This window comes from Methylobacterium sp. FF17 (genome assembly GCF_025813715.1).
Lineage (GTDB): Bacteria > Pseudomonadota > Alphaproteobacteria > Rhizobiales > Beijerinckiaceae > Methylobacterium > Methylobacterium flocculans.
In genome coordinates, this window is the sequence record NZ_CP107532.1 from 3,925,161 (window position 1) to 3,951,336 (window position 26,176).

The 26,176-nt window shown below is 70.0% G+C and carries 19 protein-coding genes; 13 read left to right on the forward strand and 6 right to left on the reverse strand.

The genetic code is table 11. The features are described 5' to 3' along the window. Positions 1-20: 20 nt before the first annotated feature. On the reverse strand, positions 21-3,092 hold the full coding sequence (locus tag OF380_RS18610) for a ribonuclease E/G (RefSeq protein WP_264046560.1): 3,072 nt from the start codon (positions 3,090-3,092) through the stop codon (positions 21-23). 765 nt (positions 3,093-3,857) lie between these two features. On the opposite strand from OF380_RS18610, the gene OF380_RS18615 reads away from it, so the two are divergent. Both OF380_RS18615 and OF380_RS18620 read left to right on the forward strand, forming a co-directional pair. Further along, positions 3,858-5,132 carry an N-acetylmuramoyl-L-alanine amidase gene (locus OF380_RS18615; RefSeq protein WP_264046562.1) on the forward strand — a complete coding sequence of 425 codons (1,275 nt, stop codon included), beginning with the start codon at positions 3,858-3,860 and terminating at the stop codon, positions 5,130-5,132. Positions 5,133-5,387: 255 nt separating this feature from the next. Then, positions 5,388-7,814 carry a penicillin-binding protein 1A gene (locus OF380_RS18620; protein ID WP_264046564.1) on the forward strand — a complete coding sequence of 809 codons (2,427 nt, stop codon included), beginning with the start codon at positions 5,388-5,390 and terminating at the stop codon, positions 7,812-7,814. Positions 7,815-7,944: 130 nt separating this feature from the next. On the opposite strand, the gene OF380_RS18625 is transcribed toward OF380_RS18620, so the two are convergent. The 3 genes from OF380_RS18625 to OF380_RS18635 all read right to left on the reverse strand — a co-directional run bounded on the left by OF380_RS18625 (position 7,945) and on the right by OF380_RS18635 (position 11,610). Continuing rightward, complete coding sequence (locus tag OF380_RS18625; protein WP_264046566.1) at positions 7,945-10,065, reverse strand: TonB-dependent receptor family protein; 2,121 nt, start codon at positions 10,063-10,065, stop codon at positions 7,945-7,947. A 150-nt stretch (positions 10,066-10,215) separates the two neighbouring features. Next, on the reverse strand, positions 10,216-11,199 hold the full coding sequence (locus OF380_RS18630; RefSeq protein ID WP_264046568.1) for a DUF1775 domain-containing protein: 984 nt from the start codon (positions 11,197-11,199) through the stop codon (positions 10,216-10,218). A 45-nt stretch (positions 11,200-11,244) separates the two neighbouring features. Continuing rightward, positions 11,245-11,610 carry a hypothetical protein gene (locus OF380_RS18635; protein WP_264046571.1) on the reverse strand — a complete coding sequence of 122 codons (366 nt, stop codon included), beginning with the start codon at positions 11,608-11,610 and terminating at the stop codon, positions 11,245-11,247. Between the two features lie 301 nt (positions 11,611-11,911). Here OF380_RS18635 and OF380_RS18640 point away from each other — a divergent pair, with 301 nt between their 5' ends. The 11 genes from OF380_RS18640 (at position 11,912) to OF380_RS18690 (ending at position 23,473) form a co-directional block, all read left to right on the forward strand. Continuing rightward, complete coding sequence (locus OF380_RS18640) at positions 11,912-13,210, forward strand: L,D-transpeptidase family protein (RefSeq protein WP_264046573.1); 1,299 nt, start codon at positions 11,912-11,914, stop codon at positions 13,208-13,210. Positions 13,211-13,519: 309 nt separating this feature from the next. Then, positions 13,520-14,824: a serine hydroxymethyltransferase gene (gene glyA, locus OF380_RS18645; protein ID WP_264046575.1), complete on the forward strand. Its 1,305-nt coding sequence runs from the start codon at positions 13,520-13,522 to the stop codon at positions 14,822-14,824. A gap of 115 nt (positions 14,825-14,939) precedes the next feature. Continuing rightward, positions 14,940-15,524, forward strand: a complete 585-nt coding sequence (gene nrdR, locus OF380_RS18650; RefSeq protein ID WP_264046576.1) for a transcriptional regulator NrdR — start codon at positions 14,940-14,942, stop codon at positions 15,522-15,524. 10 nt (positions 15,525-15,534) lie between these two features. Continuing rightward, positions 15,535-16,677 (forward strand): bifunctional diaminohydroxyphosphoribosylaminopyrimidine deaminase/5-amino-6-(5-phosphoribosylamino)uracil reductase RibD, encoded by a 1,143-nt coding sequence (gene ribD, locus OF380_RS18655; protein WP_264046578.1) that lies wholly within the window; start codon positions 15,535-15,537, stop codon positions 16,675-16,677. A gap of 1 nt (position 16,678) precedes the next feature. Further along, positions 16,679-17,323: a riboflavin synthase gene (locus OF380_RS18660; RefSeq protein WP_264046580.1), complete on the forward strand. Its 645-nt coding sequence runs from the start codon at positions 16,679-16,681 to the stop codon at positions 17,321-17,323. Positions 17,324-17,474: 151 nt separating this feature from the next. After that, positions 17,475-17,978 (forward strand): 6,7-dimethyl-8-ribityllumazine synthase, encoded by a 504-nt coding sequence (ribH, locus tag OF380_RS18665; protein ID WP_264046583.1) that lies wholly within the window; start codon positions 17,475-17,477, stop codon positions 17,976-17,978. Positions 17,979-17,983: 5 nt separating this feature from the next. Continuing rightward, positions 17,984-18,478: a transcription antitermination factor NusB gene (gene nusB, locus OF380_RS18670; protein WP_264046585.1), complete on the forward strand. Its 495-nt coding sequence runs from the start codon at positions 17,984-17,986 to the stop codon at positions 18,476-18,478. A gap of 4 nt (positions 18,479-18,482) precedes the next feature. Further along, the gene (thiL, locus tag OF380_RS18675; RefSeq protein ID WP_264046587.1) at positions 18,483-19,502 is read left to right on the forward strand and encodes a thiamine-phosphate kinase; all 1,020 of its coding nucleotides are present in this window, start codon (positions 18,483-18,485) and stop codon (positions 19,500-19,502) included. A gap of 231 nt (positions 19,503-19,733) precedes the next feature. Further along, a complete protein-coding gene (gene uraH / locus OF380_RS18680) occupies positions 19,734-20,030 on the forward strand; it encodes a hydroxyisourate hydrolase (RefSeq protein ID WP_264051393.1) in 297 nt (98 codons plus the stop codon). A 6-nt stretch (positions 20,031-20,036) separates the two neighbouring features. After that, positions 20,037-20,687 carry a 2-oxo-4-hydroxy-4-carboxy-5-ureidoimidazoline decarboxylase gene (gene uraD, locus OF380_RS18685; RefSeq protein WP_318784198.1) on the forward strand — a complete coding sequence of 217 codons (651 nt, stop codon included), beginning with the start codon at positions 20,037-20,039 and terminating at the stop codon, positions 20,685-20,687. Between the two features lie 638 nt (positions 20,688-21,325). After that, positions 21,326-23,473 (forward strand): sodium-translocating pyrophosphatase, encoded by a 2,148-nt coding sequence (locus OF380_RS18690; RefSeq protein ID WP_264046589.1) that lies wholly within the window; start codon positions 21,326-21,328, stop codon positions 23,471-23,473. Between the two features lie 230 nt (positions 23,474-23,703). Here OF380_RS18690 and OF380_RS18695 read toward each other — a convergent pair whose 3' ends face one another. Together OF380_RS18695 and OF380_RS18700 are read right to left on the reverse strand one after the other, a co-directional pair. Beyond that, positions 23,704-24,867: an MFS transporter gene (locus tag OF380_RS18695; RefSeq protein WP_264046590.1), complete on the reverse strand. Its 1,164-nt coding sequence runs from the start codon at positions 24,865-24,867 to the stop codon at positions 23,704-23,706. 7 nt (positions 24,868-24,874) lie between these two features. Then, on the reverse strand, positions 24,875-26,170 hold the full coding sequence (locus OF380_RS18700) for an arsenic transporter (protein ID WP_264046592.1): 1,296 nt from the start codon (positions 26,168-26,170) through the stop codon (positions 24,875-24,877). Positions 26,171-26,176: the final 6 nt, after the last annotated feature.

Here is a 26,176-nt window from a genome sequence, read left to right on the forward strand (position 1 = left end):
TTCGCCTGGGCGGTCTGCGCTTACTCGCCGGTCAGCGCAGCCTTGGTACGCGACCACCAGCCGGCCCGCTTCGGACGGTCGGGATCGGCGGGCGTGAGCACCACCGCGACCGGCTCCGCGGCCTGAGGCGCCGGGGCCTCCGGCACCGGGTCGGAGACCGGCGCGGGCCCTTCGACCGGCGTCGCCTCCGGCTGCGCGTCCTGCACCGGCGCGGCTTCGCTCCAGGCCGGAGCCTCCGCCGGGGCAGCGGCCTCGCTCGGCGTCGCGGCGGCAACCGCCTCGGCGCTCACCGGCTCCTCGCCGCCGAGGAAGGCGGTCGGCGCATCGGCCGCGCCCTCGTCACCCTCGACCGAACCGATATGGGCCTCGGCGCCCTGGGCCTCGCCCTCGCCGTCGCGGGAACGACCCTCGCGATCACGGCCGCGACCGCCCCGCCGCCCACGCCGGCGGCGACGGCCGTTGCCGTCATCCTCGCCGGATGAAGCGGCCTCGCCGGTGGAGGCCGTCTCACTGGCGGAAGCCGTCTCGGAAGCCGGCTCGGCGAGCGTCTCATCCCCTTCGGCGCGGGCGGCAACCTCGTCGGTCTCCTCGCCCTCGTCGTCACCGTCGGTCTGGGTGCCCTCGCCGGCGGCGTGCTCGGCGGTGTCGGAGCGTCCGCCGCGACGGCGACGACGGCGGCGGCGGCCGCCCCGGCCCTCGCCCCCCTCGGCCGACTTCTCGCGGGTTTCCCCGGCCTCGGCCTCGTCCTCCTCGGCCTCCGCCTCGATAACCTCGTCCTCGGCCTCGATCTCAGGATCGAAATCCTCCTCGGGCGCCAGGGCCGAGTTGATGGCCACCGCGCGGACGCCCGTCACGGGCCCTTCCACGCGGATGGCGGGCTCGCCCCGGTCGAGCTGGAAGGTCGCGTTGGCCGCGAGGCGCTCATCGGCGGCGACGGTCACGGACACGCCGAAGCGCACCTCGAGCTCGCGCAGGTGGGCACGCTTCTGGTTCAGGATGTAGAGCGCCACCTCGGTGCGGGTGCGCAGGATGAGGTTGTGGCTGGTGCTCTTGAGGAGCGACTCCTCGATGGCGCGCAGGATCTGCAGGGCCACCGACGCGGTCGCCCGGACGTAGCCCGAGCCGCCGCAATGCGCGCAAGGGAGCGACGAACTCTCCAGCATGCCGGTGCGGATGCGCTGGCGGCTCATCTCCAGCAGGCCGAAGGGCGAGATCCGGCCGACCTGGATGCGGGCGCGGTCGTTCTTCAGGCACTCGTTGAGCTTCTTCTCGACGGCGCGGTTGTTGCGCTTCTCCTCCATGTCGATGAAGTCGATCACGACGAGGCCGGCGAGGTCGCGCAGGCGCAGCTGGCGGGCGACCTCCTCGGCCGCCTCCATGTTGGTGCGCAGGGCCGTGTCCTCGATGTCGTGCTCGCGGGTGGAGCGGCCCGAGTTCACGTCGATGGAGACCAGCGCCTCGGTCGGGTTGATGACGAGGTAGCCGCCGGACTTCAGGGTCACGTGCGTCGAGAACATCGCGTCGAGCTGCTGCTCGACGCCGTGGCGCGCGAAGATCGGGGTGGTGTCGCGATAGGGCTGAACGACCTTGGACTGGCCGGGCATCAGCATGCGCATGAAGTCGCGCGCCTCGCGATAGGCCTCGTCGCCCGCCACCAGGATGTCGTCGATGTCCTTGTTGTAGAGGTCGCGGATGGCGCGCTTGATCAGCGAGCCCTCCTCGTAGACCAGGGCCGGAGCGGAGGAGGACAGCGTCAGCTCGCGCACGCTCTCCCACAGGCGCATCAGGTACTCGAAGTCGCGCTTGATCTCGGGCTTGGTGCGCGAGGCGCCGGCCGTGCGCAGGATCACGCCCATCCCCTCGGGGACCTCCAGGTCCTGGGCGACTTCCTTGAGACGCTTGCGGTCGGCGGCCGAGGTGATCTTGCGGGAGATGCCGCCGCCCCGGCCCGTGTTGGGCATCAGCACCGAGTAGCGCCCGGCGAGCGACAGGTAGGTGGTCAGCGCCGCACCCTTGGTGCCGCGCTCCTCCTTGACGACCTGCACCAGGATGATCTGGCGGCGCTTGATCACCTCCTGGATCTTGTAGTGCCGGCGGTAGGTGCGGGGACGCTCGGGGATCTCGGCCATGGCGTCGCCGCCGACCTGCGCGATCTTCTGCTCGCGCTCGCCGTCCTCGCCCTCGTTCTCCTCGTCGTCGTCCTCATCCTCGTCGGAATCGTCGTCGTCCTCGGACTCGTCGTCCGAATCGTCCTCATCCTCGTCGGAGTCCTCGTCCGCCTCGTCGTCGGACTCGGCGGTCGTCTCGGTCTCGAAAGCGGGGGCGTCCGCGACGACGGACTCGCCCATCGGGTCCGCCTCGCGGGCCAGGGCGGCGGGCTCGACCGGCGCCTCGTCCGTGGCGGTCTCGGATGCCTCGGGCCGGCTGGCTTCGTCGGATAGGACCGGCGCCTCGTTCGAGACAGCCTCGGACGTCTGGGGATTCTCGGAAGTTTCGGAAGTCTGGGAAGTCTCGGAGGTCTCCGGGATCTCGCCGCTCGCGAGGACCGCGGCTGGCAGGTCGGCGGAGGCATCGCTGCCCGGCGCGATTCCCTGAGGCGCGTCGGTGAGGCCGCCCTCCAGAAGGGCGTCGGCGGCACCGATCGCCGGATCGTTCTCGGGACGCGCGTCGGCGGATTCGAACTCGGCCTCGCGGCTCACGGCCTCCGAGGTCCGGGCCACCTTGGCAGCGGCGCCGTCGCGGCGCCCGCGCGAGCGGCGGCGGGGCTTGCGCTCCTCGCGCTCCCGGTGCTCCTCGGCCTCGCGGGCATCGTCCTCCAGCAGCGCCTGCCGGTCGGCGAGCGGGATCTGGTAATAGTCGGGGTGGATCTCGCTGAAGGCGAGGAAGCCGTGGCGATTGCCGCCGTATTCGATGAAGGCGGCCTGGAGCGACGGCTCCACGCGCGTCACCTTGGCGAGGTAGATGTTTCCACGAAGCTGGCGCCGGTTGGCCGCCTCGAAGTCGAATTCCTCAACCCGGGAACCGTGTACCGTGACAACCCGGGTCTCCTCCGGGTGCATCGCGTCGATGAGCATCTTGTTGGTGTTGGCCATGACGAACTTTCGACATGGCGGTCGACGTCGTTCTCCTCGAACCGCGCGGTCCCGATGGTGCGCCCCCCGATCCCGACGCATCGGTTCGGAGGGTCAGCGCACGTGACGACCCGGGGTAGGGGGTCGCGGAAGCTGTGGGGAAGGGATTGCCGTCAACCGCCGTTGGGCGCCGGATCTCGGCGCGCGAGGGGTTGATCCTGGCCAGGGGCGACGAGAAGGCGGCGCCACGCGAAACGCGCAGGCGTTGAACACGAGCAGCGGCAACCGATGCTGTGTGTCCGCTCATTCTCTCCCTGACCTCGCGAAGACTGTGTGGGCCCGTCGGGGACGGGCCGTGCATTCCAAAGAACGGTGCGGCGGACAAAACGACCGCCGGATGAACCGACTCCCACCCGGCTTGAAGCGCCGCCGGTTCGAAGCTCCGCATCGTCAGACGCGGGGAACCGACTGCGAAAGCGGTCCCGCGAGAAGCCGGACCGCGCCCGCGGGCCGCGGAGCAAACCGCGCGACGCCGGGAAGGGGACACTACCATTACAGAGCGTCGCGACGTTTTGGCAAGGTCCATCCGCCCCGGATCCCCCGGGGAGGGTGGATCGACCGACGGCGCCGGGCGCTCCCCGGCCCTGTCGCTCACAGGTCACAAGCCCGGGCGAAGTGGAACGCGGGCTTTGAGGAACGGTTAACCATCCCGTCCGTATCCCTTAGTCGCAGCGTTCGCCCATCCGCGTTCGCGGGCCAAGCCTCCAGGGGACGAAAGCCGGACCGATGCCAACACGCTCGCCCCTGCTGCGCTCCCTCGCCGTCCTCGCCGTCCTCGGCGCGGCGCCGGCCACGGCCCAGGACGGCGACCGGGCGCGGGCGGCCGCCCCCGGCGCGAACCAGGCCGCCGTCGCGATCGCGGCCGATCTGGCGACGACCGGCGGGACGACGAAGCTGACGCTCACCCTCTCCAGGGCCATCGAGGCGCGGGCCTTCGTGATGGAACGTCCGGACCGGGCCGTCATCGACCTCGCGGAAGTGAACTTCCAGCTCGGCGCCGGCACCGGGCGCAAGCGCGACGGCCTCGTGTCCTCGTTCCGCTACGGCCTGTTCGCGCCCGGGCGCTCCCGCATCGTGGTGGATCTGGCGCAGCCCGCCAGCGTGGGGCGGATCGAGACCGTCACGCGGGCGCGCGACGGGGCGGTCCTGCTCAGCATCGAGTTCCAGCGCACGGATCGCGAGGGGTTCCGCCGCGCCGCCGTGGCGAGCGACCCGGCCCCAGCCCAGCGCAAGGCCGCCGCCGAGCCGGAAGCCACCGACGCCCGCCCCCTGATCATGGTCGACGCCGGACATGGCGGCACCGATCCGGGCGCCATCGCGGCCACCGGCGTGTTCGAGAAGGACATCGTCTTCGGCTTCGCCCAGGCACTCGTGTCCCGGCTCGAGGGGAACGGCCGCTACCGGGTGCGCATGACCCGCGACCGCGACGTGTTCGTGCCCCTCTCGGAGCGCGTCCGCATCGCCCGGGAGGCCAAAGCCGACCTGTTCGTGTCGATCCACGCCGATTCGATCTCGTCGGCGCCACAGGTGCGCGGCGCCACGATCTATACCGGCTCCGAGAAGGCGACCGACGCCGAATCCGCCCGCTTGGCGGAGCGCGAGAACCGGGCCGACGCCGCCGCCGGCACCGAATCGAACGAGGGGCCCGGCCATGTCGCCGACATCCTGCAGGAACTCACCCTGCGGGAGACCCGCACGTTCTCCTCCGGCTTCGCCAAGGGCCTGATGGCCCATCTCGGCCCGGTGATGGAGATGAGCGCCAAGCCCCATCGCGAGGCGGGCTTCCAGGTGCTGCGCTCGCCGGACGTGCCCTCGGTCCTCGTCGAGCTCGGCTATCTGTCGAGCAAGCGCGATCTCGACCTCCTGCAATCGGAGGCGTGGCGGGCGGAGGTCACGGGCGGCATGGCCAAGGCCATCGACGCCTTCTTCGGCAACCGGACCTCGCTGACGCGGCCGGGGCCGCCCCGCCGCTCGGCGGCAATCGCCCCAGTTTCACCATAGAATGGTTGTGAAACCGGGGCTCACAGCGCCCCGGTCAGGTCCACGTCGAATTCATCTCGGCGCGACCCGTCGCGGGGCTCTGGAACGAACGCCACCGATATCGTGGGCCCGGCCGCCAGGAGCGGTGGGACGCATGCGTCCCCCGGAGGGCACTTGCTTTTCGGGACGGGACACGGTCCGAGGAGGCGCCCGCCGCGAAAGTGGGCGCGTTCGCGGCCGACCGGCGGCGGTGGATCATCGACGGACGGGACCCGGATGCGCTTCATCCTTCGTTTCTTCGGCTTCCTGTTCAGCGTGGGCGCGATGGTGTTCGTGCTCGGAGCGGCGGGGGCGGCGTTCTTCTACTGGAAGTTCAGCCAGGACCTGCCGGACCACGCCGCGCTCGCCAATTACGAGCCGCCGGTGATGAGCCGCGTTCACGCGGCGGACGGCTCGCTGCTCGCCGAATACGCCAGCGAGCGCCGGCTCTACCTGCCGATCCAGGCCATGCCCAAGGTCGTGGTCGCGGCCTTCCTCTCGGCCGAGGACAAGAACTTCTACAAGCATGGCGGCGTCGATCCGGAAGGGCTCGTGCGCGCCGCGCTGACCAACTTCATGAGCGGCAAGAAGCAGGGCGCCTCGACCATCACCCAGCAGGTGGCCAAGAACTTCCTGCTGTCGCCGGAGCAGACCCTGGAGCGCAAGGTCAAGGAGGCGCTGATCGCCTTCCGGATCGAGGCGGCCTACTCCAAGGACAAGATCCTCGAGCTCTACCTCAACGAGATCTTCCTCGGCACCATCGTGCCGGGCCGCAACCTGCACGGGGTCGCGGCGGCCGCGCTCGACTACTTCGGCAAGTCGGTCCACGAGTTGACGATCAACGAGGCAGCCTATCTCGCCGCCCTGCCGAAGGGCCCGAACAACTACCACCCCTACCGCCAGACCCAGAAGGCGCTCGCCCGCCGCAACGAGATCATCGGTCTGATGGCCCAGAACGGGTACATCACGAAGGAAGAGGCCGAGGCCGCCCGCAAGATGCCGCTCGGGGTCAATCCCCGCGTCGCCTTCGCCAATGCCGCCAACGCCAACTACTTCACCGAGGAAGTCCGCCGCGAGATCGCCGAGCGCTACGGCGAGAAGAAGCTCTACGAGGGCGGTCTCTCGGTGCGCGCGACCCTCGACCCGAAGATGCAGGCCTGGGCCCGCAAGTCCCTGGTGGACGGCCTGATCCGCTACGACCAGTCCCATGGCTGGCGCGGGGCGCAGGCCAAGGTCGACCTCGTCGGCCGCGACTGGGGCTTGGCGGTCGCGGAGGTCTCCGGACTCGGCGACGTCGCCCCCTGGCGCCTCGCCGTGGTGCTGAGCACCACGGGCGGCGCCGCGCAGATCGGCCTGCAGCCGCGCCGTGAGGCCTCCGGTCAGGTCTCGAAGGACCGGGAGACCGGCACCATCGCGGCCGACGGCACCCGCTGGACCGGGCGCGCGCCCGCCGCTGCCCTGAACGCCGGGGACGTGGTCTACGTGGAGGCGATGGATGGCGGTCGCGGCCTCTACCGCCTGCGCCAGCGCCCCGAGGTCTCCGGCGCCATCGTGGCGATGGACCCCTATACGGGTCGCGTCCACGCCATGGTCGGCGGCTTCTCCTACGACGAGAGCCAGTTCAACCGCGCCACCCAGGCGATGCGCCAGCCCGGCTCGTCGTTCAAGCCGATCGTCTACTCGGCGGCCCTGGACAACGGCTACACCCCGTCCTCCATCGTGCAGGATTCGCCGATCACCATCGAGGCGGGCCCCGGCCAGGAGGCCTGGACGCCCTCGAACTACGATGGCAAGTCGGGCGGACCGCACACGCTGCGCTACGGCATCGAGCATTCGAAGAACCTGATGACGGTGCGGCTGGCCAAGGATGTCGGCATGCCGCTGATCGCGGAATATGCCCGCCGCTTCGGCGTCTACGACGACATGCTCCCCGTGCTGCCGATGTCGCTGGGTGCGGGCGAGACCACGGTGATGCGCATGGTCACCGCCTACTCGATGCTGGCCAATGGCGGCCGGCGCATCCGCCCGACCCTGATCGACCGCATCCAGGACCGGGTCGGCGAGACCATCTACAAGCACGACAACCGCAAGTGCCTGGGCTGTGACGCCGACAAGTGGTCGGGCCAGGACGAGCCGAAGCTCGTGGACGATTCGGAGCAGGTGCTCGATCCGCTCACCGCCTACCAGATGACCTCCATCATGGAGGGCGTGGTGCAGCGCGGCACCGCCACCATCCTGAAGCAGGTCGGCAAGCCGCTGGCCGGCAAGACCGGCACCACGAACGACGCCAAGGATGCGTGGTTCGTGGGCTTCTCGCCGGACCTGGCGGTCGGCGTCTATATCGGCTTCGACAAGCCGCGCTCGCTGGGGGACCGCGCCACCGGTGGCGGTCTCGCCGCGCCCATCGCCCTCGACTTCCTGAAGCAGGCGCTGAAGGACAAGCCGCCGACCCCGTTCCGCGTGCCCCCGGGCATCAAGCTGATCCGCGTCTCGGCCTCGTCCGGCATGCGGTCCGGCTCCGGCGAGGGCGGGGGCACGATCCTCGAAGCCTTCAAGCCGGGCACCGCGCCGCCGGACGCCTACGTCGCCGCCCCGCGGGAATCCGCCCCGGCCGCCGTGCCGGCGGATGCGGACCGCGCCGCCCAGGCGGGCGGGCTCTACTAAAGTCCGCGCCTCCGAAGCGGACACCGATCCGACACGGGAAAGCGCGCGAAAACAGAGACTTGGAGCCGCCCCCGATCGCAACGCGTTCGCGAGCAGCTCCGGCGGGCGACGGAGGAGGACGCGGCGTTCCTCAGAACCCCGCGCGAATCCCCCCGAAGACGCTGCGGCCCGCGCCCGGATAGAACGCCACCGGACCGCCGGCCACGCTCGCGGCATTGGTGACGACCGAGATGTCCGAGACGTAGCGGGTGTCCGTCAGGTTGCGGGCATCCACGAACAGGGAGACGCCGTTGCGGAAGTCGAAGCCCGCCGCGACGTTGAAGACCGCGTAGCCCGGCACCTTCAGGGTGTTGGCGTGGTCCGCGAAGGCGCCGTGCGGCACCCAGTCCACGGACGGGCTGACGTGGAAGCCCGCGCTGTCGCGATAGGTCAGCACGCTCCGCAGCACGTCGGCGGGGATGCCGGCGATCCGGTTGTCGGCAAAGACCGGATCGCGCACGAAGCGGAAGTCGTTGTGGGTCCAGATCTGCGAGACGGTGAGCCCGTCGCCGCGGCTGATCACGTTTCCGGCGAGGTCGAGGGAGATGGCCGCCTCCACGCCCTGGTGACGGGTGCGCGGGGCGTTGAAGGTCGCCGCCGGAATGTTCAGGCCGGGATCGATCGAGAAATTGATCAGTTCGTCCCGGACCTCCGAGCGATAGAGCGTCACGTCCCAGGAGAGCCGGTCGATCCGCCCCCGCGTCCCGGCCTCGTAGGTCACGGCGCGCTGGGCCCGCAGCGGCACGAAGGTGGTGTTCAGCGTGTTCGTCTGCACGAGGTCGGAGAAGTCCGGCACGTCGCGGGACCGCGTGATGTCGCCGAAGACCTGGATCTCGGGCAGCGGCTGCCAGAGCAGGCCGATCTTCGGGTTGAGGCCCGCATAGGTCTCCTCGGCGAAGGCGGGGAGTCGATTGGCGCCGGTAAAGCCGCCCTTGTTGCTGTAGGTGCGATTCGACGAGAACGCCTTGGCGCCGGTCATGAGTGCAACATCCGGCAGGAACCAGAACCGGTTCTCGCCATACGCCTCGTAGTTTGATGCACTCTGGACCGCACGCAGCGTCTGCGCGCCGCGCTGGCCCGCGACGTTGACGAACTGCAGCGCCGAGTTCTGTCCGGCGAAGGCGCGCAGGCCGAGGATCGTGTCGTTGCGGTAGCCCGCGATGTCGAAGCTGCCGGCCCAGTGCGGGGCGATGCCGTAGGTCCAGCCGTCCTGGTCGATGACCTGGAAGATCGGATGGTAGAGCGACTTGTGGATCGCCCAGGTATCGATGTCGAGCTTGCCGACATCGAGCGCGAAGGAGGTGCGGTTGGCGATCCGCTCGGTCTCGACCTTGCGGGACTGGTTGCCCGCGATCGCGCTGGGGTTGGCGAGGGTCGGGTTGTTCAGGGCGTTGAACAGGCTCAGCGTACCCGGCAGTTTCTGGTCGGTCAGATAGATGCCGGCATAGAACCGTGTCTCAATGCCGGGGGCGAGCTGGTATCCGAGATTGGCGTTGAAGTTCTGCGTGCGCTGGGTCTCGTGGTCCCGGTAGCCGTCGGAATTCGTGATCGTGCCATTGATCAGGACATCCACCGGTCCTGAGACCCGCGAGACCTGGAAGTTCTCCCGGATGGTGTTGAATGACCCGCCATCGATCCGCAGGATATTCGGCGCGAGGGCCGTCAGGGCCGTCGGCGTGACGAAATTGATCGCGCCGCCGAGCGTCGTCGCCCCGAAGGTGAGGGCGTTGCCGCCCTTGTAGACCTCGATCGACCGAAGCCCCAGGGGATCGATCTGATAGAAGTCCCCACTGCCGTCCGCGAGGTTGATCGGGATGCCGTCCTGCAGGAGCTCGAGCCCGCGCAGGTGGAAGCCGCGCGAGATGCCCGAGCCGCGCACCGAGAGGCGCAGTTCCTGGCCGTAGCGCTCCTGCACGTAGACACCCGGCACCTCCTTGAGGGTATCGCGCAGGGTGTTGGCGTAGCGGTCCTGAAAATCCTGCGCATCGACGAAGGCGACGGAGCCGACGGTGGCGTTCACCGTCGCGCGCTGCGCCGCCACGCTCGGCACGGTGAGGGAGCCGGCCGCGACTCCCTCGACACTGAGTTCGGAGAGGGTCGCGGCAGCGCTCTCCTGGCCCCCGGCCGGGGCGGCCGGAAGCGCGAGGAGCGAGACACCGGCGAGACCCGCCAGGATCGAGATGGGCGGGCGAAAGGGCAGGGGAGCGGACATGGGAACGGGCTCCGGATCATGGGTCCACGCTCCGCGCCATGGCGAAGGAACCCGGCATGATCCCGGTGGAGGAAGGGGCAGAGGTGTGACGCGGCGCTGCGCGCTGATTCGCGCCGGCCGCCCCCGGGGATTCGGGGGCGAACCGCGACGTCAGTGGTCGTGATGACCCGGGGTGGCCGAGGCGGGGGCGCCGGGCTTCATCGCGCCGATCGGTGCGACGCTGAAGCTCACCGGCACGGTCCCGGCCCGCTCGAAGGTGAGCGTACCCGGGATGACCTCGCCGGCCTTCGGCGCGCCCGAGAGGTCCTCGAACATGAGGTGCAGGCCGCCGGGCTTCAGTTCCACGGTTTCGCCGGGCTTGATGGTGAGCCCACCGTCCACCGGCGCCATCTTCATCACGCCGCCCTCCACGCTCATGGTGTGGATCGCGCCCCGCGCGGCGAGCGGGATCGAGGCGCCGGTGAGCCGGTCCGCCTGCGTGCCGGTATTGGTCACCCGGACATAGCCGCCCGCCACCTTGGCGCCGCCGGGCGTCGCACGCATCCAGGGCATCTCGATGCTGAGGTCCCCGGCCTTCACGTTCGACGCGGGTGCGGGCGCGGCCTTGGCCGCAGCGGCCACCACCCGGACGCCTGGAGCAGGGGATTTCAGGGCATGCGCGTCCTGTCCGGCCGCCGGGATCTCGCTCCATCGGTACTGGCCCTTGGCGCAATCCTGCTCGATGGGAAAGTACACCGTGCTGCCCGGCGCGAAGGCATCGGTGACACGGGCGAAGAACGTGAACTCGTCGACCTGATCGTCGGGCAGGCTGCCGCCGGTCCAGGTGATGGTCTTCACGCCCTCGCGGATGTCACCGTGGAAATACGGATAGGCCTTGGCGTAGGCGCCCTTCTCGGTGCTCACCGTCCAGCCGGGCTTCGGCATCGGCTTGGCGCCGACCACCCCCTCGGGGATGGTGACGCGGACGCGGGTGGTGGGCTCGCCGTCGCAGCCATGGGTGATCTGCACCACGCCGCGATAGCTGGCATTAGGGCTCGCCTCCTTGCGCTCGAGGGTGGCATGCGCGAGGGCGCCGGAGGTGGACAGGCAGAGGAGGAGGCCGGCGAGACGCTCGGCCCGGGCAATCCGGTTCATGATGTGCGGTCCGCGTTCTGAAAGGATCGGGGAAGGGCGATCGGCTCAGACGACGGGGGGACCGCGCGGATGGGCGATCGTGCCGGGCGGCCCGCGCGCCGAGACGAGGGCCTCGGGGCGCCAGGCGAGGCGCACCGCCTCGCGGGACGGCCAGGCGACGATCCGGGTCGCGGGCTCGGGCAGAAGACCGAGGAGGACGGAGCCCGGCACCGTGCAGCAGGGCGGATGCGCGTGATGCCCGGAATCGGGTGTTCCGGCTCCGGAGGCGGCCGCGCCGTCGCCGTCGTACTGCCCGAGACAGAGCACCCCGTGCCCGACCGGCTGGGTCGAGGGCACCAGCCCGCCGAGCACCGCGTGCAGCACGAACGCATAGAGCGCGATCACCGCCGTGACCGCGCGAAGGGGCTGCACGCGTCTGCCTTCTGCTCGGGACGGGGCGAGAATCATCGTCGCTCGGCTTAGAGGAACCATCACAGTTTCGCCATGCCCGTCGCCGCGCGCAAGGCGGTGCTGTGGCGCACGGGTCGCAGTCGAGGGCCCATGAGCGGGGAGAACGGGGACAAGCGACCCAACGCCACAATGTGGCCGGGTCGCCATGAGTTCTTAACCGCACCCCGACACGTTCGCGGCACGGGGAATCCGAAGGTCCGGCACGCCGGGATCCCGGATGCCACATGCCGCTGTTCGTAAATCAGATCAGAGTTCACGTCCGATGCTGAAACAGGCTTTCCACACCCGCTCGCTCGGCTTCGCACTGCTCGCATCGGCGACCGTCCTCGGTTCGTCCGCGATGGCGCGCGAGGCCGGCGGCTTTGCCCAGGCCGAATGGGCGCAGGATTACGCGTCGCCCGCCACCATGCAGGTGCAGCGCTCCTCGACGCCGATCCTGTCGCCGCAGACCGTGGCGGCCACCGAGCAGATGATCGAGCGCTACCGCGACATCGTCAATCGCGGCGGCTGGAAGCCGGTCTCGGGTGCAGACCGCCTGCGGGTCGGTTCCAAGGGCCCGGCAGTGGCCGCCCTGCGCCAGCGCCTGATCACCACCGGCGACCTCGACCCGGCCTCGGGCGGAAGCGGCGTGTACGATTCCTACGTCGCGGCCGGCGTGAAGCGCTTCCAGGCTCGTCACGGCCTGAGCCAGACCGGTGCCATGACCCAGACCACGCAGGCCGCCATGAACGTGCCGGCCGACGTGCGCCTGCACCAGCTCGAGATCAACGTGGTGCGCCTGCGCTCCTATGCGGGCAACCTCGGCAACCGCTTCGTGATCACGAACATCCCCGCCGCCCTGGTGCAGACGGTGGAGAACGGCCAGGTCGTGACCCTGCACGCCGCCGGCGTCGGCAAGATCGACCGTCAGTCGCCGATCATGAACACCAAGGCGACGCAGATCAATTTCAACCCCTTCTGGACGGTCCCGGCTTCCATCGTGAAGAAGGACCTCATCCCCAAGATGCAGAAGGATCCGACCTACCTCACCGAGAACAAGATCCGCATCTTCGCCGGTGACAACGAGATCTCGCCCGCTTCCGTGAACTGGAACTCGGACGAGGGCACGCGCTACCGCTACCGTCAGGATTCGGGCGCCGACTTCAACTCGATGGGCATCGTGCGCATCAACATCCCGAACCCGCACGGCGTGTTCATGCACGACACGAACTCGAAGGGTGTCTACGGCGACGACTTCCGCTTCATCTCGTCGGGCTGCGTCCGCGTGCAGAACGTGCGCGAGTACATCACCTGGCTGCTCAAGGACACGCCCGGCTGGGGCCGTGACCAGGTCGAGCAGGCGATCGAGAGCGGCAAGCGCGTCGACGCCACCCTGTCCAGCCCGGTCCCGGTCTACTGGACCTACATCACGGCCTGGTCGACCCCGGACGGGCTCGTGCAGTTCCGCGACGACATCTATAAGCGCGACGGTGTGAACGTGCCCTCGACCCTCTCGGCTCCGACCCCGGTCGCGAGCGCCGAATCGGTTCCGAGCTTCGAGCCGGGCGACGAGGAGAACTAAGCTTCTCCCACCTGGATACCGGCAAGCACTGGATACCGGCAAGCAGAAGCAGGGCCCGCGCCGGAGGCGCGGGCCTTTCTGCGTCGTGGAAGCCGAGTTTGGCGCGCAGATGCGACGCCACGACACGGTCACGGCAGTTGTCGGTCTGCCGCCTCGACGCTCTGTGCTGAATTTTTTTGAGCGTGTGCACAAAAATGCCTGTGCTTGGCCTGGGAAGCCGGCGCGTGTAGTAATCCAGCCTTCGAACGCCCGCCCGCCAACGCCAGCGGATTACGGGTGCGTCCGCCCGTTCAACAATCGAGGCTTTTCATGAGCGCCGGTACCGCTGCCGACAAGCACTTCTCCAACTCGTTCTTCGCCGCGCCCCTCACGGAAGCGGACCCGGAGATCGCCCAGGCGGTGGCCCTGGAACTCGGCCGCCAGCAGCATGAGATCGAGCTGATCGCCTCCGAGAACATCGTCTCGCGCGCCGTGCTCGAAGCGCAGGGCTCGGTGCTCACCAACAAGTACGCCGAGGGTTATCCGGGTCGCCGCTACTATGGCGGCTGCCAGTTCGTGGACATCGCCGAGAACCTCGCCATCGAGCGCGCCAAGCGCCTGTTCGACTGCGGCTTCGCCAACGTGCAGCCGAATTCCGGCTCCCAGGCGAACCAGGGCGTCTTCATGGCCCTGATGCAGCCGGGCGACACCTTCCTGGGCCTCGACCTCGCCGCCGGCGGCCACCTCACCCACGGCGCCCCGCCGAACGTCTCGGGCAAGTGGTTCAAGCCCGTCTCCTACACCGTGCGCCGCGACGATCAGCGCATCGACATGGAGCAGGTCGAGCGTCTCGCCCACGAGCACAAGCCCAAGGTGATCATCGCCGGCGGCTCGGGCTATCCGCGCCACTGGGACTTCGCCAAGTTCCGCGAGATCGCGGACGCGGTCGGCGCCTACTTCTTCGTGGATGCCGCGCACTTCGCCGGCCTGATCGCGGCCGGCGTGCACCCGTCGCCGTTCCCGCATGCCCACGTGGTCACCTCGACCACGCACAAGACCCTGCGCGGCCCGCGCGGCGGCATCATCCTCACGAACGACGAGGCGCTCGCCAAGAAGTTCAACTCGGCGATCTTCCCGGGCCTCCAGGGCGGCCCGCTCATGCACGTCATCGCCGGCAAGGCGGTCGCCTTCGGCGAGGCCCTCAAGCCCGAGTTCAAGATCTACGCCAAGCAGGTCATCGAGAACGCCAAGGCGCTCGCCGACACCCTGATGTCGGGCGGCTACGACATCACCTCGGGCGGCACCGACAACCACCTCATGCTGGTGGACCTGACCAAGAAGGGCCTCACCGGCAAGGCGGCGGAAGCCGCTCTCAGCCGCGCCGACATCACCTGCAACAAGAACGGCGTGCCCTTCGACACGCAGAAGCCCACCATCACGTCGGGCATCCGGCTCGGTACCCCGGCCGGCACCTCGCGCGGCTTCGGCGTGGCCGAGTTCAAGCAGATCGGCGGCCTGATCGTCGAGGTGCTCGACGGCCTCGTGGCCAAGGGCGAGGGCGGCGATGCCACCGTCGAGGCCAGCGTGAAGGAGCGCGTGCACGCCCTCACCGGCCGGTTCCCGATCTACGGTTGAGGCACGATGCCAGAGCGGGGCGCTTGAAGAAGCGCCCCGCACCATGCCATGCAGCGGCCGTGGACCTTCGGGTCCGCGGCCGTTTTCATGTGTGTCAGTCCCAGGTGTCCGTCCGATGCGGTGTCCCTATTGCGGCGGTCCCGACACCCAGGTGAAGGATTCGCGGCCCAGCGACGACGCGGCGGCGATCCGCCGGCGCCGGGTCTGCCCGGATTGCGGCGGTCGCTTCACCACCTTCGAGCGGGTGCAGTTGCGCGAGCTCACCGTGCTCAAGCGGTCGGGCAAGCGGGTGCCCTTCGACCGCGACAAGCTGCAGCGCTCCATCGACGTGGCCGTGCGCAAGCGCCCGGTGGACCCCGAGCGGATCGAGCGCCTCGTCAGCGGGATCACCCGGCAGCTCGAGAGCGGCGGCGAGGCCGAGATCGCCAGCGAGGCCATCGGCGAACTGGTGATGGACGGCCTCAAGGGCCTCGACGACGTCGCCTACGTGCGCTTCGCCTCGGTCTACAAGAATTTCCGCGAAGCCAGCGACTTCAAGGCCCTGCTCGGCACCCTCGCCGATCCGATCGGGCCGGGCGCGCGGGTGCCCGCCGGAGAGGGTTCTGCCGTCGAGCCCGCTCCGGGGGATCCTGCTACGGGCGATCTTGCCGCCAAGGTCACACCCCTGCGGCCCAAGCGCCAGCCGAGAGCGCCGACGTGAGGGAGGGCCGATGAGCGTGACCGGCATTCCGGAGGGCGATGTCTTGGAAGGCGATCCGCGCTTCATGCGCCTCGCCCTCGCCCTGGGGTATCGCAACCTGGGCCGGACCTGGCCGAACCCCTCCGTGGGAGCCGTGGTGGTGGCGGGGGAGCCGGGTGCCGAGCGGATCGTCGGCCAAGGCGTCACGGCCCCCGGCGGGCGCCCGCACGCCGAACCGCTGGCGCTGGCGATGGCCGGCGCGGCGGCGCGGGGCGCGACCCTCTATGTGAGCCTGGAGCCGTGCTCGCATCACGGCCGCACGCCCCCCTGCACCGACGCGATCGTGGCCGCGGGCATCACCCGCGTCGTCACCGCCCTGGAGGACCCGGACCCGCGCGTCGCCGGACGGGGCCACGGCCTTCTCCGGGAGGCCGGGATCGCCGTGACCACCGGCGTCCTCGCGCGGGAGGCGGCGCGCGACCATCGCGGACACGTCACCCGCGTGACGCAGGGGCGGCCGAGCCTGCACCTCAAGCTCGCCCAGACCCGCGACGGCTTCGCCGGAGCGCCGGCCGAGCGCCTGCGCATCACGGGTCCCATCGCGGACGGCGCCGTGCATCTCTGGCGCGCCCACGCCGACGCCATCCTCGTCGGCATCGGCACCGCGCGCGCGGACGATCCGTCGCTGACCGTGCGCCTGCCCGGCCTGTCGGACCGGTCGCCCCTGCGGGTCGTGCTCGATTCCGCGCTGCGCATCCTGCCATCGACCTCCCTCGTCCGCAGCGCGCGGGACGTGCCGACGCTGATGATCACCACCCGGCGGGCGCCCATCCACGCCAAGCGGATGCTGGCTTCCTTCGGCGTCGAGGTGATCGGCGTCGAGTCCGACCGGAGCGGCCGGATCGACCTCGCCGCGGCGCTCCAGGCCCTGGCCGAGCGCGGGATCACCCGGGTCTGCTGCGAGGGAGGTCCCCAGCTGGCCGATGCGCTGGCGGCCGCCGACCTCGTCGACGTCTTCACCCGGATCACCGGCCCGAACGCCCTGGGCGGCGCCGGGGGCCTGCCGGCCATCGGCCCGGCCCTGGCGGAACGGCTGGCGAGCGGCCATCTGAGGCCCGTCGAGACCCGGACCTTCGGCCCCGACCGGGCGGTCACCTACGAGCGGAGCGCCTGAGATGTTCACCGGTCTCGTCACGGATGTCGGAGAAGTCGTGTCGGTCGCGGGCGACGACCGCCTGCGCCGCATCCGCATCCGCTCGCACTACGACCCCGCCTCGATCGCCCTCGGGGCCTCCATCGCCTGCTCGGGCCCCTGCCTCACGGCGGTGGCGGTGGAGCCGGCGGAGGGGGGCTGCATCTTCGCCATCGATGCCGCCGCCGAGACGCTGGCCCGCACCCATGTGGGCGCGTGGCGCGAGGGCCGGCGCCTGAACCTCGAACGCTCCCTCAAGATCGGCGACGAACTCGGCGGTCACCTCGTCACCGGCCACGTGGACGGGCTGGCCGAACTCGTCGCCCGCGATCCCGTGACGGGCGGGGAGGGCGATCCGCAATGGGCCCCGTCCGACCGCTTCACCCTGCGGGCGCCGGCCAACCTGTCGCGCTTCATCGCCGAGAAGGGCTCGGTCTGCCTCGACGGCACTTCGCTCACCGTGAACACGGTGGCGGGCGACCTGTTCTCCGTCCTCCTCATCCCCCACACCCTCGCGGTCACCACCTGGGGGGAGCGCCGGGTCGGCGACCGGCTCAACCTCGAGGTCGACCTGATCGCCCGCTACGCCGCGCGCCTCTCCGAGAGCCGCGCCACGGTCGAAACCTGAAGGCACCGCACCGGCGGCTATGCCTGCGGCGCGCTTGTGGCCACGTCGCCTTCGGTCTATCGCTCGCGCCTGCGATCGAAGGACGCCGCTCTGCGGTCCGGTCTCCGCGTGGGGCGGGGGCGTCCGCCGCTCGCATCCGTGAAGGCTTCCCATGGTATCGCTCCCTTACGCCGCCCGCTCGCTACCCAACATGAAGGGCGCCCGCGTCCTCGTGGTCGAAGCCCGCTACTACGAGGACCTGTCGGACGAGCTCCTGGCGGGTGCGCGCGCCGCCCTCGCGACGGCCGAGGCCGAGGCCACCGTGGTGACGGTCCCGGGCGCCCTGGAGATCCCCGCCGCCATCGCGATCCTGGTGGAGGCCGCCGCCCGCGCGGGACAGCCCTACGATGCGGCGGTGGCGCTCGGCTGCGTCATTCGCGGCGAGACCGGGCACTACGACATCGTGGCCGGCGAGAGTGCGCGCGCGCTGATGGACCTGTCCGTCAGCCTGCGCCTGCCGTTGGGCAACGGCATCCTGACCGTAGAGACCGAGGCCCAGGCCCAGGCCCGCGCACGGGTCGCCGAACTGAACAAGGGCGGCGGGGCCGCCGAGGCCGCGCTCGCGGTGCTGGCGCTCAAGCGCGACGCATCGGCCGCGCCGGTCGGAGAGGATTGAACATCATGGCCAACAACGCTGGGGTGAAGACCTCCGAGCGGAGCGGCGCGCGCCTCGCGGTGGTGCAGGCGCTCTACGACATGGAGATCTCGGGCAAGGGCGTGATCGAGGCGCTGGCCGAGTTCGAAACCTTCTGGATCGGCCGCGAGGTCGACGGCATCGCGCATCCCCAGGCCGAGATCGCCTTCTTCCGCGACATCCTGCGCGGCGTCGTGGACGAGCAGCGGGCGATCGACCCGCAGCTCGACGGCGCCCTGGCGGCCGGCTGGCCCCTCAAGCGGATCGAGGCCGTGCTGCGCGCGATCCTGCGCGCCGGCGCCTACGAGCTCATGTACCGGCGCGACGTGCCGGCCCGCGTGGTGATCTCGGAATATGTCGACGTCGCGCACAGCTTCTACGACGGCGACGAGCCGGGCCTGATCAACGGCGTCCTCGACAAGGTCGGGCGCGAGGTGCGCGGCAACGAGTTCGCGGGCCTGCCGGCCTCCGGCCGGGCCTGAGCCGATGGCCCGCCCGGACGAGGACGGGCTGATCGCGCGCTACTTCGCGCCCCTGGCCGGCCCCGGCGCGGACGGCCTCACCGACGACGCCGCGACCCTGACGCCGAACCCGGGCTGCGACCTCGTCCTCACCGCCGACGCCATCGTGGCCGGCGTGCACTACTTCCCCGACGACCCGCCGGATTCCATCGCCCGCAAGGCGCTGGGCGTGAACGTCTCGGATCTGGCCGCCAAGGGCGCGCGCCCGCGGGGCTACCTGCTCACCCTCGCCCTGCCGGACGACTGGACCGAGGACTGGCTCGCCGGTTTCGCGGCCGGCCTCGGGGAAGGCATCGCCGCCTTCGGGGGCGACCTCCTCGGGGGCGACACCGTCCGGGCCGCAGGCCCGGCCCTGATCGGCATCACCGCCATCGGCGAGGTGCCGCAGGGCGGCATGGTCCGGCGGAGGGGCGCCCGCATCGGCGACCGGCTCTGCGTCAGCGGCACCATCGGCGACGCCGCCCTCGGCCTGCACCTGCGTGGGCCCGCACCACCGGCCTGGGCAGGGGGCCTCGATGCGCAGGACCGCGCCGCCCTGATCGACCGCTACCGGCACCCGCGCCCACGCGTCGCCCTGGCGCCGGTCCTGCGCGCCCATGCGCGCGCCGCGATGGACGTCTCGGACGGGCTCGCCGGCGATCTCGCCAAGATGCTGAAGGGCGACACGTCGAAGGACAAGGCGTCGAACGGGAAGGGCCGCTCGGCGGCGATCGATCTGTCCGCGCTGCCCCTCTCTGAGGCCGCCACCCGCGCCCTGGCGGCAGCGCCCGAGGCACTCGCCACGATCGTCACCGGCGGCGACGATTACGAAATTCTCTGCGCGGTGGCTCCGGAACGCCTCGACGCCCTACTGACGGATGCGGTGCGGGCCGGCACACCCCTGACCTGCATCGGCACCGTCACGGCGGAAGACGCGCCGCCGATCTTCCGGCAGGCCTCGGGGCAAGACCTGCGCCTCGGCGCCGGTTCGTTCAGCCACTTCTGACGGCGGCCGGGCGCGTCCGGCACCCTTCCTGCTTGGCCCTCCGATGGCACGCCGCCACGAAGCGTCGTCGCGGGCGAGGGAACGGACATGAACGAATTCGGTTGGCGGCGCCGCGCGCTCCTTGCGGGCTGTCTCGGCCTCGCCGCACTGGCATTCCCCGCGTGGGCGGACGAGACCGGGCGCCTCACCACCCACGTCCTCGACACGGCGAACGGCAAGCCGGCGGCGGGCATGGGAATCGATTTCTACAGGCGGGAGGGCGAGGGCTATGCCCTCGTGGCCTCGACCCGCACCAACAAGGACGGGCGCACCGACAAGCCCCTGATGGCGGGCGACGCCTTCAAGCCGGGAAGCTATCAGATCGTCTTCCACGTCGCCGCGTATTACCGGGGCCTCGGCATGCCCCTGGCCGAGCCGGCTTTCCTCGACACGGTGCCGGTGCAGTTTTCCATCGCGGACGGCAAGGCGCATTACCACGTGCCCCTTCTGACCACGCCGTGGAGCTACGCGACCTATCGGGGAAGCTGAGCCCGGATGCCGCGCCGCACCGCGCATCCCGCCATCCTGGCCGCCCTCGCGCTGCTGGGCTGCTGGCCGGCCGATCCGGCAGAGGCCACGCCCGAGCCTGGGGCACCCGAGTCTGCCGCACCGGAAACGGTGATCCCGGCTCCGGTCGACCTGGCGCGCGTCAACGGCATGGACCGCGACGCCTTCGTGAGCACCTTCGGCGGAATCTTCGAGCACTCGCCCTGGGTGGCCGAGCGGGCCTGGGCGGCCCGGCCCTTCGCCAATCGTGACGCGCTCCACGCCGCCATGGTGGTGGTGGCGCGCACCGCCTCGGCGCCGGAGATCCTGGCGCTGCTCAACGCCCATCCCGAACTCGCCGGTCCCGAAGCGCGGGCCCGCCAGATGACCACCGCCTCCGTCTCCGAGCAGGGCAGTGCCGGCCTCGACCGCATGAGCCCGGCGGAATTCGACCGGTTCGACCGCCTCAACGCGGCGTATCGTGCGCGCTTCGGCTTCCCCTTCATCATCGCGGTGCGCGGGCGCGGACGCGCCGAGATCCTGCGGGAGTTCGAGCGCCGCCTGGCGGACACCCCCGACGCGGAACGCGAGGCGGCCCTCGACGCGGTCGCGGCGATCACCCGGATGCGCCTCGAACGCAGGGTCGCCCCCTCGCCCTGATCGGCCGGACGGCCCAAGCGCACCCGCGAGCCCACGCCGCGCCGTCATTCCGGGTGATCCGCGAGGACGCGTTATTGCGCCTGCTCACACCGCTTCCCCGTCCCAACTCACGAACAGGTACTATATTTCTAAATGGATCGCGCCGTGCACCGCATCGACGCCATTGCGCGACGTGACTGAAGTCCTGCGTCACTTCGTTCCCTGCAGCAAATCAAGAGACCGTTGAGCGGATATTCAGTATTCGCCTCGGCCTCCCCGGGGATCCTGCCGTCCTAACCCGACCTGAAGGCGAACGACCAAAGCCTTCATTTCGCTTCACAACGCGACCTGCAATGGCAACGGGCAACCCTTGCGCCCAAACAGGGCCGTTGCTCCGCGCGCGCCATACCGCAACGCACAAATATTTGCGGATGAAAAACCTAAGCAGCATTTGCAAGCGCTCACGAAGTTTGGCACTCAAGGCAGGCGCACGCCACGACGACCTGCCAATACTGGCCTTTCGATCCACCCGGCGAACGCATCACGAAGCCGCCCGCATCGTGGAAAATCCCGAACATCCAAGAAGTCCAGGAAACGGCTGATACGAATAAGACGATACCGAGGTCCCGCACGGACAGCACCCAATCAAGGACGGTCGCATGACAGCACTGTTGCTTATCATCCTCGGCGGACTCTGCGCCGTCGCCTACGGCATCCTTACGATCAACGACGTCATGCGGCGCGATGCCGGCACCCAGCGCATGCAGGAAATTGCAGGCGCCATCGCCGAGGGTGCCCAGGCCTACTTGCGGCGCCAATACGCCACCATCGCCGTGGTCGGACTCGTGCTGTTCGTGGCGCTGGCCTATTTCCTCGGGCTCAAGGTCGCCATCGGCTTCCTCATCGGCGCGGTCCTGTCGGGGGCCGCCGGATTCATCGGCATGAACGTCTCGGTGCGCGCCAATGTCCGCACCGCCCAGGCCGCTTCGACCTCGCTCGGCGGCGGACTCGAAGTAGCCTTCAAGTCGGGCGCTGTGACGGGCATGTTTGTCGCCGGCCTCGCCCTCCTCGGGGTGGCGCTGTATTACGGCTATCTAACCCGCATCGCCGGCCTCGCGCCGGCCAGCCGGGACGTGATCGACGCCCTGGTGGCGCTCGGCTTCGGCGCCTCGCTGATCTCGATCTTCGCGCGCCTCGGCGGCGGCATCTTCACCAAGGGCGCGGATGTCGGCGGCGATCTCGTCGGCAAGGTCGAGGCCGGGATTCCGGAAGACGACCCGCGCAACCCCGCCACCATCGCGGACAATGTCGGCGACAACGTCGGGGACTGCGCCGGCATGGCGGCCGACCTGTTCGAGACCTACGCGGTGACGGTGGTCGCCACCATGGTGCTCGCCGCGATCTTCTTCTCCGGCCAGACCGACGTGGCCGGGCGCAACGTGCTCGAGGCCATGCTGCTCTATCCGCTGGCCATCGGCTCCGCCTGCATCCTGACCTCGATCGCCGGCACCTACGCAGTGCGACTCGGGGCCAACCAGTCGATCATGGGCGCCCTCTACAAGGGGCTCGTCACGGCGGGCGTGCTCTCCATCGGGGCCATCGCGGGTGTGAACTACGCCCTGTTCGGCGGTTTGAGCACCGCCTTCACCACCAATGCGGGCGTCACCTTCACCTCGGGCGGGCTTCTCGGCTGCGCGGTGGTCGGGCTCGTCATCACCGCGCTCATCGTCGTCATCACCGAATACTACACCGGCACCAACTTCCGCCCGGTGAAATCCATCGCGGATGCCTCGGTCACCGGCCACGGCACCAACGTGATCCAGGGGCTGGCGATCTCCCTCGAATCCACGGCGCTCCCCGCCCTCGTCATCGTGGCGGGCATCATCGCGACCTATTCGCTGGCGGGGCTGTTCGGCATCGCCATCGCGGTCACCGCCATGCTGGCGCTGGCCGGATTCATCGTGGCGCTGGATGCCTTCGGGCCGGTGACCGACAATGCCGGCGGCATCGCCGAGATGGCGGGGCTGCCGCCGGACGTCCGCAAGTCCACCGACGCCCTCGACGCGGTCGGCAACACCACCAAGGCCGTGACGAAGGGCTATGCCATCGGCTCGGCCGGTCTCGGCGCCCTGGTGCTGTTCGCCGCCTACACCTCCGACCTCAACTACTTCATCGCGAATGCCAGCCCGACGCAGTACCGCTTCTTCCAGGGGGTCAGCGTCGATTTCTCGCTCTCGAACCCCTACGTCGTGGTGGGGCTCCTGCTCGGCGGCCTCATCCCGTTCCTGTTCGGCGGCATGGCGATGACGGCCGTGGGCCGGGCGGCGGGCGCCGTGGTCGAGGAGGTCCGGCGCCAGTTCCGGGAGAAGCCCGGCATCATGGAGGGACGCGAACGGCCGGATTACGGCCGGGCCGTGGACATGCTGACCCGGGCGGCCATCAAGGAGATGATCGTGCCGTCCCTGCTGCCGGTGCTGTCGCCGATCGTGCTGTTCTTCGTGATCCAGCCCATCGCCGGCAAGTCCCAGGCCTTCGCCACGGTCGGGGCGATGCTCCTCGGCGTCATCATCACCGGCCTCTACGTCGCGATCTCGATGACCTCGGGCGGCGGCGCCTGGGACAACGCCAAGAAGTACATCGAGGATGGGCATCACGGCGGCAAGGGCTCGGAGGCGCACAAGGCGGCGGTGACGGGCGACACCGTCGGCGACCCCTACAAGGACACCGCCGGCCCCGCCGTGAACCCGGCCATCAAGATCACCAACATCATCGCCCTGCTGCTGCTGGCGGTGCTGGCACACAGTTGAGGGCGCCGGCCGAATCCGGGATCCGATCTGCACACCGAAAGTTCCGCGCGCATTCAACCCAGAGCAACACGGGGATCGCCTCGAATCTCGGGCGGTCCCCTTGTCGTCATGATCCCCCGGCATCCGGGTTTGGCTCTGCACCGCCCGGAGCGGAAGCGGCCGGCGAGGGACGAAGAGGAAAATCACTGTCCGACGAAGCCGGACGGCGCCGAGACGCGGGAGGGACGGAACTACCTGACGCGCCAGAGGGATACGGCGAGCGCGACGTTCACCAGGGCGAGCACGGCCAGGAGGGCGTAGGTCGCATCGGCGCCCGCATGCGTCAGCACGACGGCCCCGAGGGAGGGTGCAAGCGCCTGCGCCACCAGGCTCGGACGCGCGAGGCGGCCGACGAGGGGCGCGTAGCGTTCGGGTCCGAACAGGGCCAAGGGCACCGTCCCGCGGGCGATGGAGTAGATCCCGTTGCCGGCCCCGTAGAGGATCAGCGCGAGCCCGACCAAGGGCAGGCCCGCCGCCAGCATCGCGACGCCGACGGCCACCAGGACCATCGCCGCCGTGAGGGTCCACAGAGGATGGTGTCGGCCCTTCCCGGCCATCTCGACGATGCGGGCGCCGACCTGGGATGGGCCGATCAGCGCGCCGTAGGCGACGGCCGAGGAGAGCGCGACGCCACGGGCCTGGAGCAGGGTGATGAGGTGCACCGAGACCATGGCCGTCACGGTGCCTCCGAGGGTCAGCACGCCCGCCATGAGGAGGAAGGCACGGCGCTCCCGCCCATCGAGCCGGACGCCGCGGACCGGCCCCACGGATCGCGCGACCGGGTGTGCGGGTGGCCGGGGGATCGCGAGCAGGACGAGGGGCAACGTGACCGCGAGATGAAGCCCGGCATAGGCGAGGCAGGTCCCGCGCCAGCCCACCTGCTCGATCAGGAAGGCGGAGAGTGGCCAGCATACCGTGCTGGCGAAGCCGCCCCAGAGTGTCAGCGTCGTGATGGCGCTCCGTGCCTCGGAGCCGTAGAGGCGCCCCAGCGTGGCGAAGGCCGGATCGTAGAGTCCGGTGCCCATGCCCAGACCGACGAGAAGCCAGCCCGCCAGGTAGGTCGGAAGGTTCGGGGCCAGGCCGAGGATGGCGAGGCCCGCGGCCAGGACCAGGGCCGCAAAGGCCAGGACGGGCCGGCCTCCATGCTCCCCGATGAAGGCTCCCACGCGCGGCGAGACCAAACCCGCGACGAGGAGGCCCAGGGACAGGCCAGCGATGACCCACGCCAACGGCCATCCCGTATCCTCCGACATCGGGGCGGCGAGCACCGACAGCAGGTAGAACGAGGAGCCCCAGGTCAGGATCTGGACGACCCCCAGGGCCGAGATCACGGGCCAGCGGCGCGTCGGAGCCATCGGTCCGCTACCCAGCCCCGAGCACGGGGAGCCAGAGCGCCAGGGCCACCAAGGTGACGAGCAGCACCGGCGGCGTGATGACGAGGCCGACCCGCATGTACTGGCCCCAGGTGATGTGCTGGCCCTTCGTGTCGAGGACGTGCAGCCAGAGCAGGGTCGCCAGGCTGCCAATGGGGGTGAATTTCGGGCCGAGATCGCACCCGATGACGTTGGCGTAGATCATGAGCTCACGCGTCAGCGGCGACAGGTCCGGGGCCTGCTGGATGGAGAGCGCACCCACCAGCACGCTCGGCATGTTGTTCATCACCGAGGAGAGGATGGCGGCGGCGAACCCGGTACCGAGGGTGGCGACGAACGGACCGTGGCCCGAGAGCCGGACGAGCCCTTGCGCCAGGTAGTCGGTCAGGCCGGCATTCTTCAGGCCGTAGACCACGAGGTACATGCCGAGGCTGAACAGCACGATCTGCCAGGGGGCCCCCGAAAGAACCGTGCGGATGGGGATGATCCGGCTGCGGTTGGCCAGGGCCAGGAGGACGAGCGCCCCCGCGCAGGTGACCACCGAGACCGGCACGCCAAACGGGGCCGTCACGAAGTAGGCGACCAGCAGCAAGCCGAGGAGCGGGAAGGCCGCCCGGAAGACCAGCGGGTCCTTGATCGCGTGACGTGGCGCTTCCAACTCGGCCACCGGGTAGGTGGCGGGCAGGTCGCGCCGGTAGAACAGCCACAGCACCACCAGGGTCACGGCGAGCGAGACCAGGTTCACCGGCACCATCACGGCGGCGTATCGGCTGAAGGTGATGTCGAAGAAGTTTGCCGAGACGATATTGACGAGGTTCGAGATCACCAGCGGCAGGGAGGTCGAGTCCGCCACGAATCCGCAGGCGACGATGAAGGCCAGCGCCGCCGCCGGCTTGAAGTCGAGACGGAGCAGGATCGCCAGCACGATGGGGGTGAGCAGCAGGGCCGCGCCGTCGTTGGCGAACACCGCCGCGATGGCCGCCCCCAGCAGGATGACCAGCGGGAACAGCCGGTGCCCCCGTCCGCCGCCCCAACGGGCGATGTGCAGCGCCGACCAGTGGAAGAAGCCGGCCTCGTCGAGCAGGAGCGAGATGATGATCAGCGCCACGAAGGTGAAGGTGGCGTCCCAGACGATGTGCCAGACCACCGGGATGTCACCGGGGCTGATGACTCCGGTGGCGAGCGCCACGGCGGCCCCGATGAGAGCGCTCCATCCGATCCCGAACCCCTTCGGCTGCCAGATGACGAAGACGAGGGTGACCACGAAGATGGCGAGCGCGAGCATCGGGAC

Coding starts and splice junctions, on each gene's coding strand:
- nrdR (WP_264046576.1), top strand. CDS start 14,940: ATGCGGTGTCCCTATTGCGGCGGTCCCGACACCCAGGTGAAGGATTCG.
- ribD (WP_264046578.1), top strand. CDS start 15,535: ATGAGCGTGACCGGCATTCCGGAGGGCGATGTCTTGGAAGGCGATCCG.
- OF380_RS18640 (WP_264046573.1), top strand. CDS start 11,912: ATGCTGAAACAGGCTTTCCACACCCGCTCGCTCGGCTTCGCACTGCTC.
- thiL (WP_264046587.1), top strand. CDS start 18,483: ATGGCCCGCCCGGACGAGGACGGGCTGATCGCGCGCTACTTCGCGCCC.
- OF380_RS18620 (WP_264046564.1), top strand. CDS start 5,388: ATGCGCTTCATCCTTCGTTTCTTCGGCTTCCTGTTCAGCGTGGGCGCG.
- OF380_RS18625 (WP_264046566.1), bottom strand. CDS start 10,065: ATGTCCGCTCCCCTGCCCTTTCGCCCGCCCATCTCGATCCTGGCGGGT.
- uraD (WP_318784198.1), top strand. CDS start 20,037: ATGCCGCGCCGCACCGCGCATCCCGCCATCCTGGCCGCCCTCGCGCTG.
- OF380_RS18660 (WP_264046580.1), top strand. CDS start 16,679: ATGTTCACCGGTCTCGTCACGGATGTCGGAGAAGTCGTGTCGGTCGCG.
- OF380_RS18695 (WP_264046590.1), bottom strand. CDS start 24,867: ATGGCTCCGACGCGCCGCTGGCCCGTGATCTCGGCCCTGGGGGTCGTC.
- nusB (WP_264046585.1), top strand. CDS start 17,984: ATGGCCAACAACGCTGGGGTGAAGACCTCCGAGCGGAGCGGCGCGCGC.
- OF380_RS18690 (WP_264046589.1), top strand. CDS start 21,326: ATGACAGCACTGTTGCTTATCATCCTCGGCGGACTCTGCGCCGTCGCC.
- ribH (WP_264046583.1), top strand. CDS start 17,475: ATGGTATCGCTCCCTTACGCCGCCCGCTCGCTACCCAACATGAAGGGC.
- glyA (WP_264046575.1), top strand. CDS start 13,520: ATGAGCGCCGGTACCGCTGCCGACAAGCACTTCTCCAACTCGTTCTTC.
- OF380_RS18630 (WP_264046568.1), bottom strand. CDS start 11,199: ATGAACCGGATTGCCCGGGCCGAGCGTCTCGCCGGCCTCCTCCTCTGC.
- OF380_RS18610 (WP_264046560.1), bottom strand. CDS start 3,092: ATGGCCAACACCAACAAGATGCTCATCGACGCGATGCACCCGGAGGAG.
- OF380_RS18700 (WP_264046592.1), bottom strand. CDS start 26,170: ATGCTCGCGCTCGCCATCTTCGTGGTCACCCTCGTCTTCGTCATCTGG.
- OF380_RS18615 (WP_264046562.1), top strand. CDS start 3,858: ATGCCAACACGCTCGCCCCTGCTGCGCTCCCTCGCCGTCCTCGCCGTC.
- uraH (WP_264051393.1), top strand. CDS start 19,734: ATGGGAATCGATTTCTACAGGCGGGAGGGCGAGGGCTATGCCCTCGTG.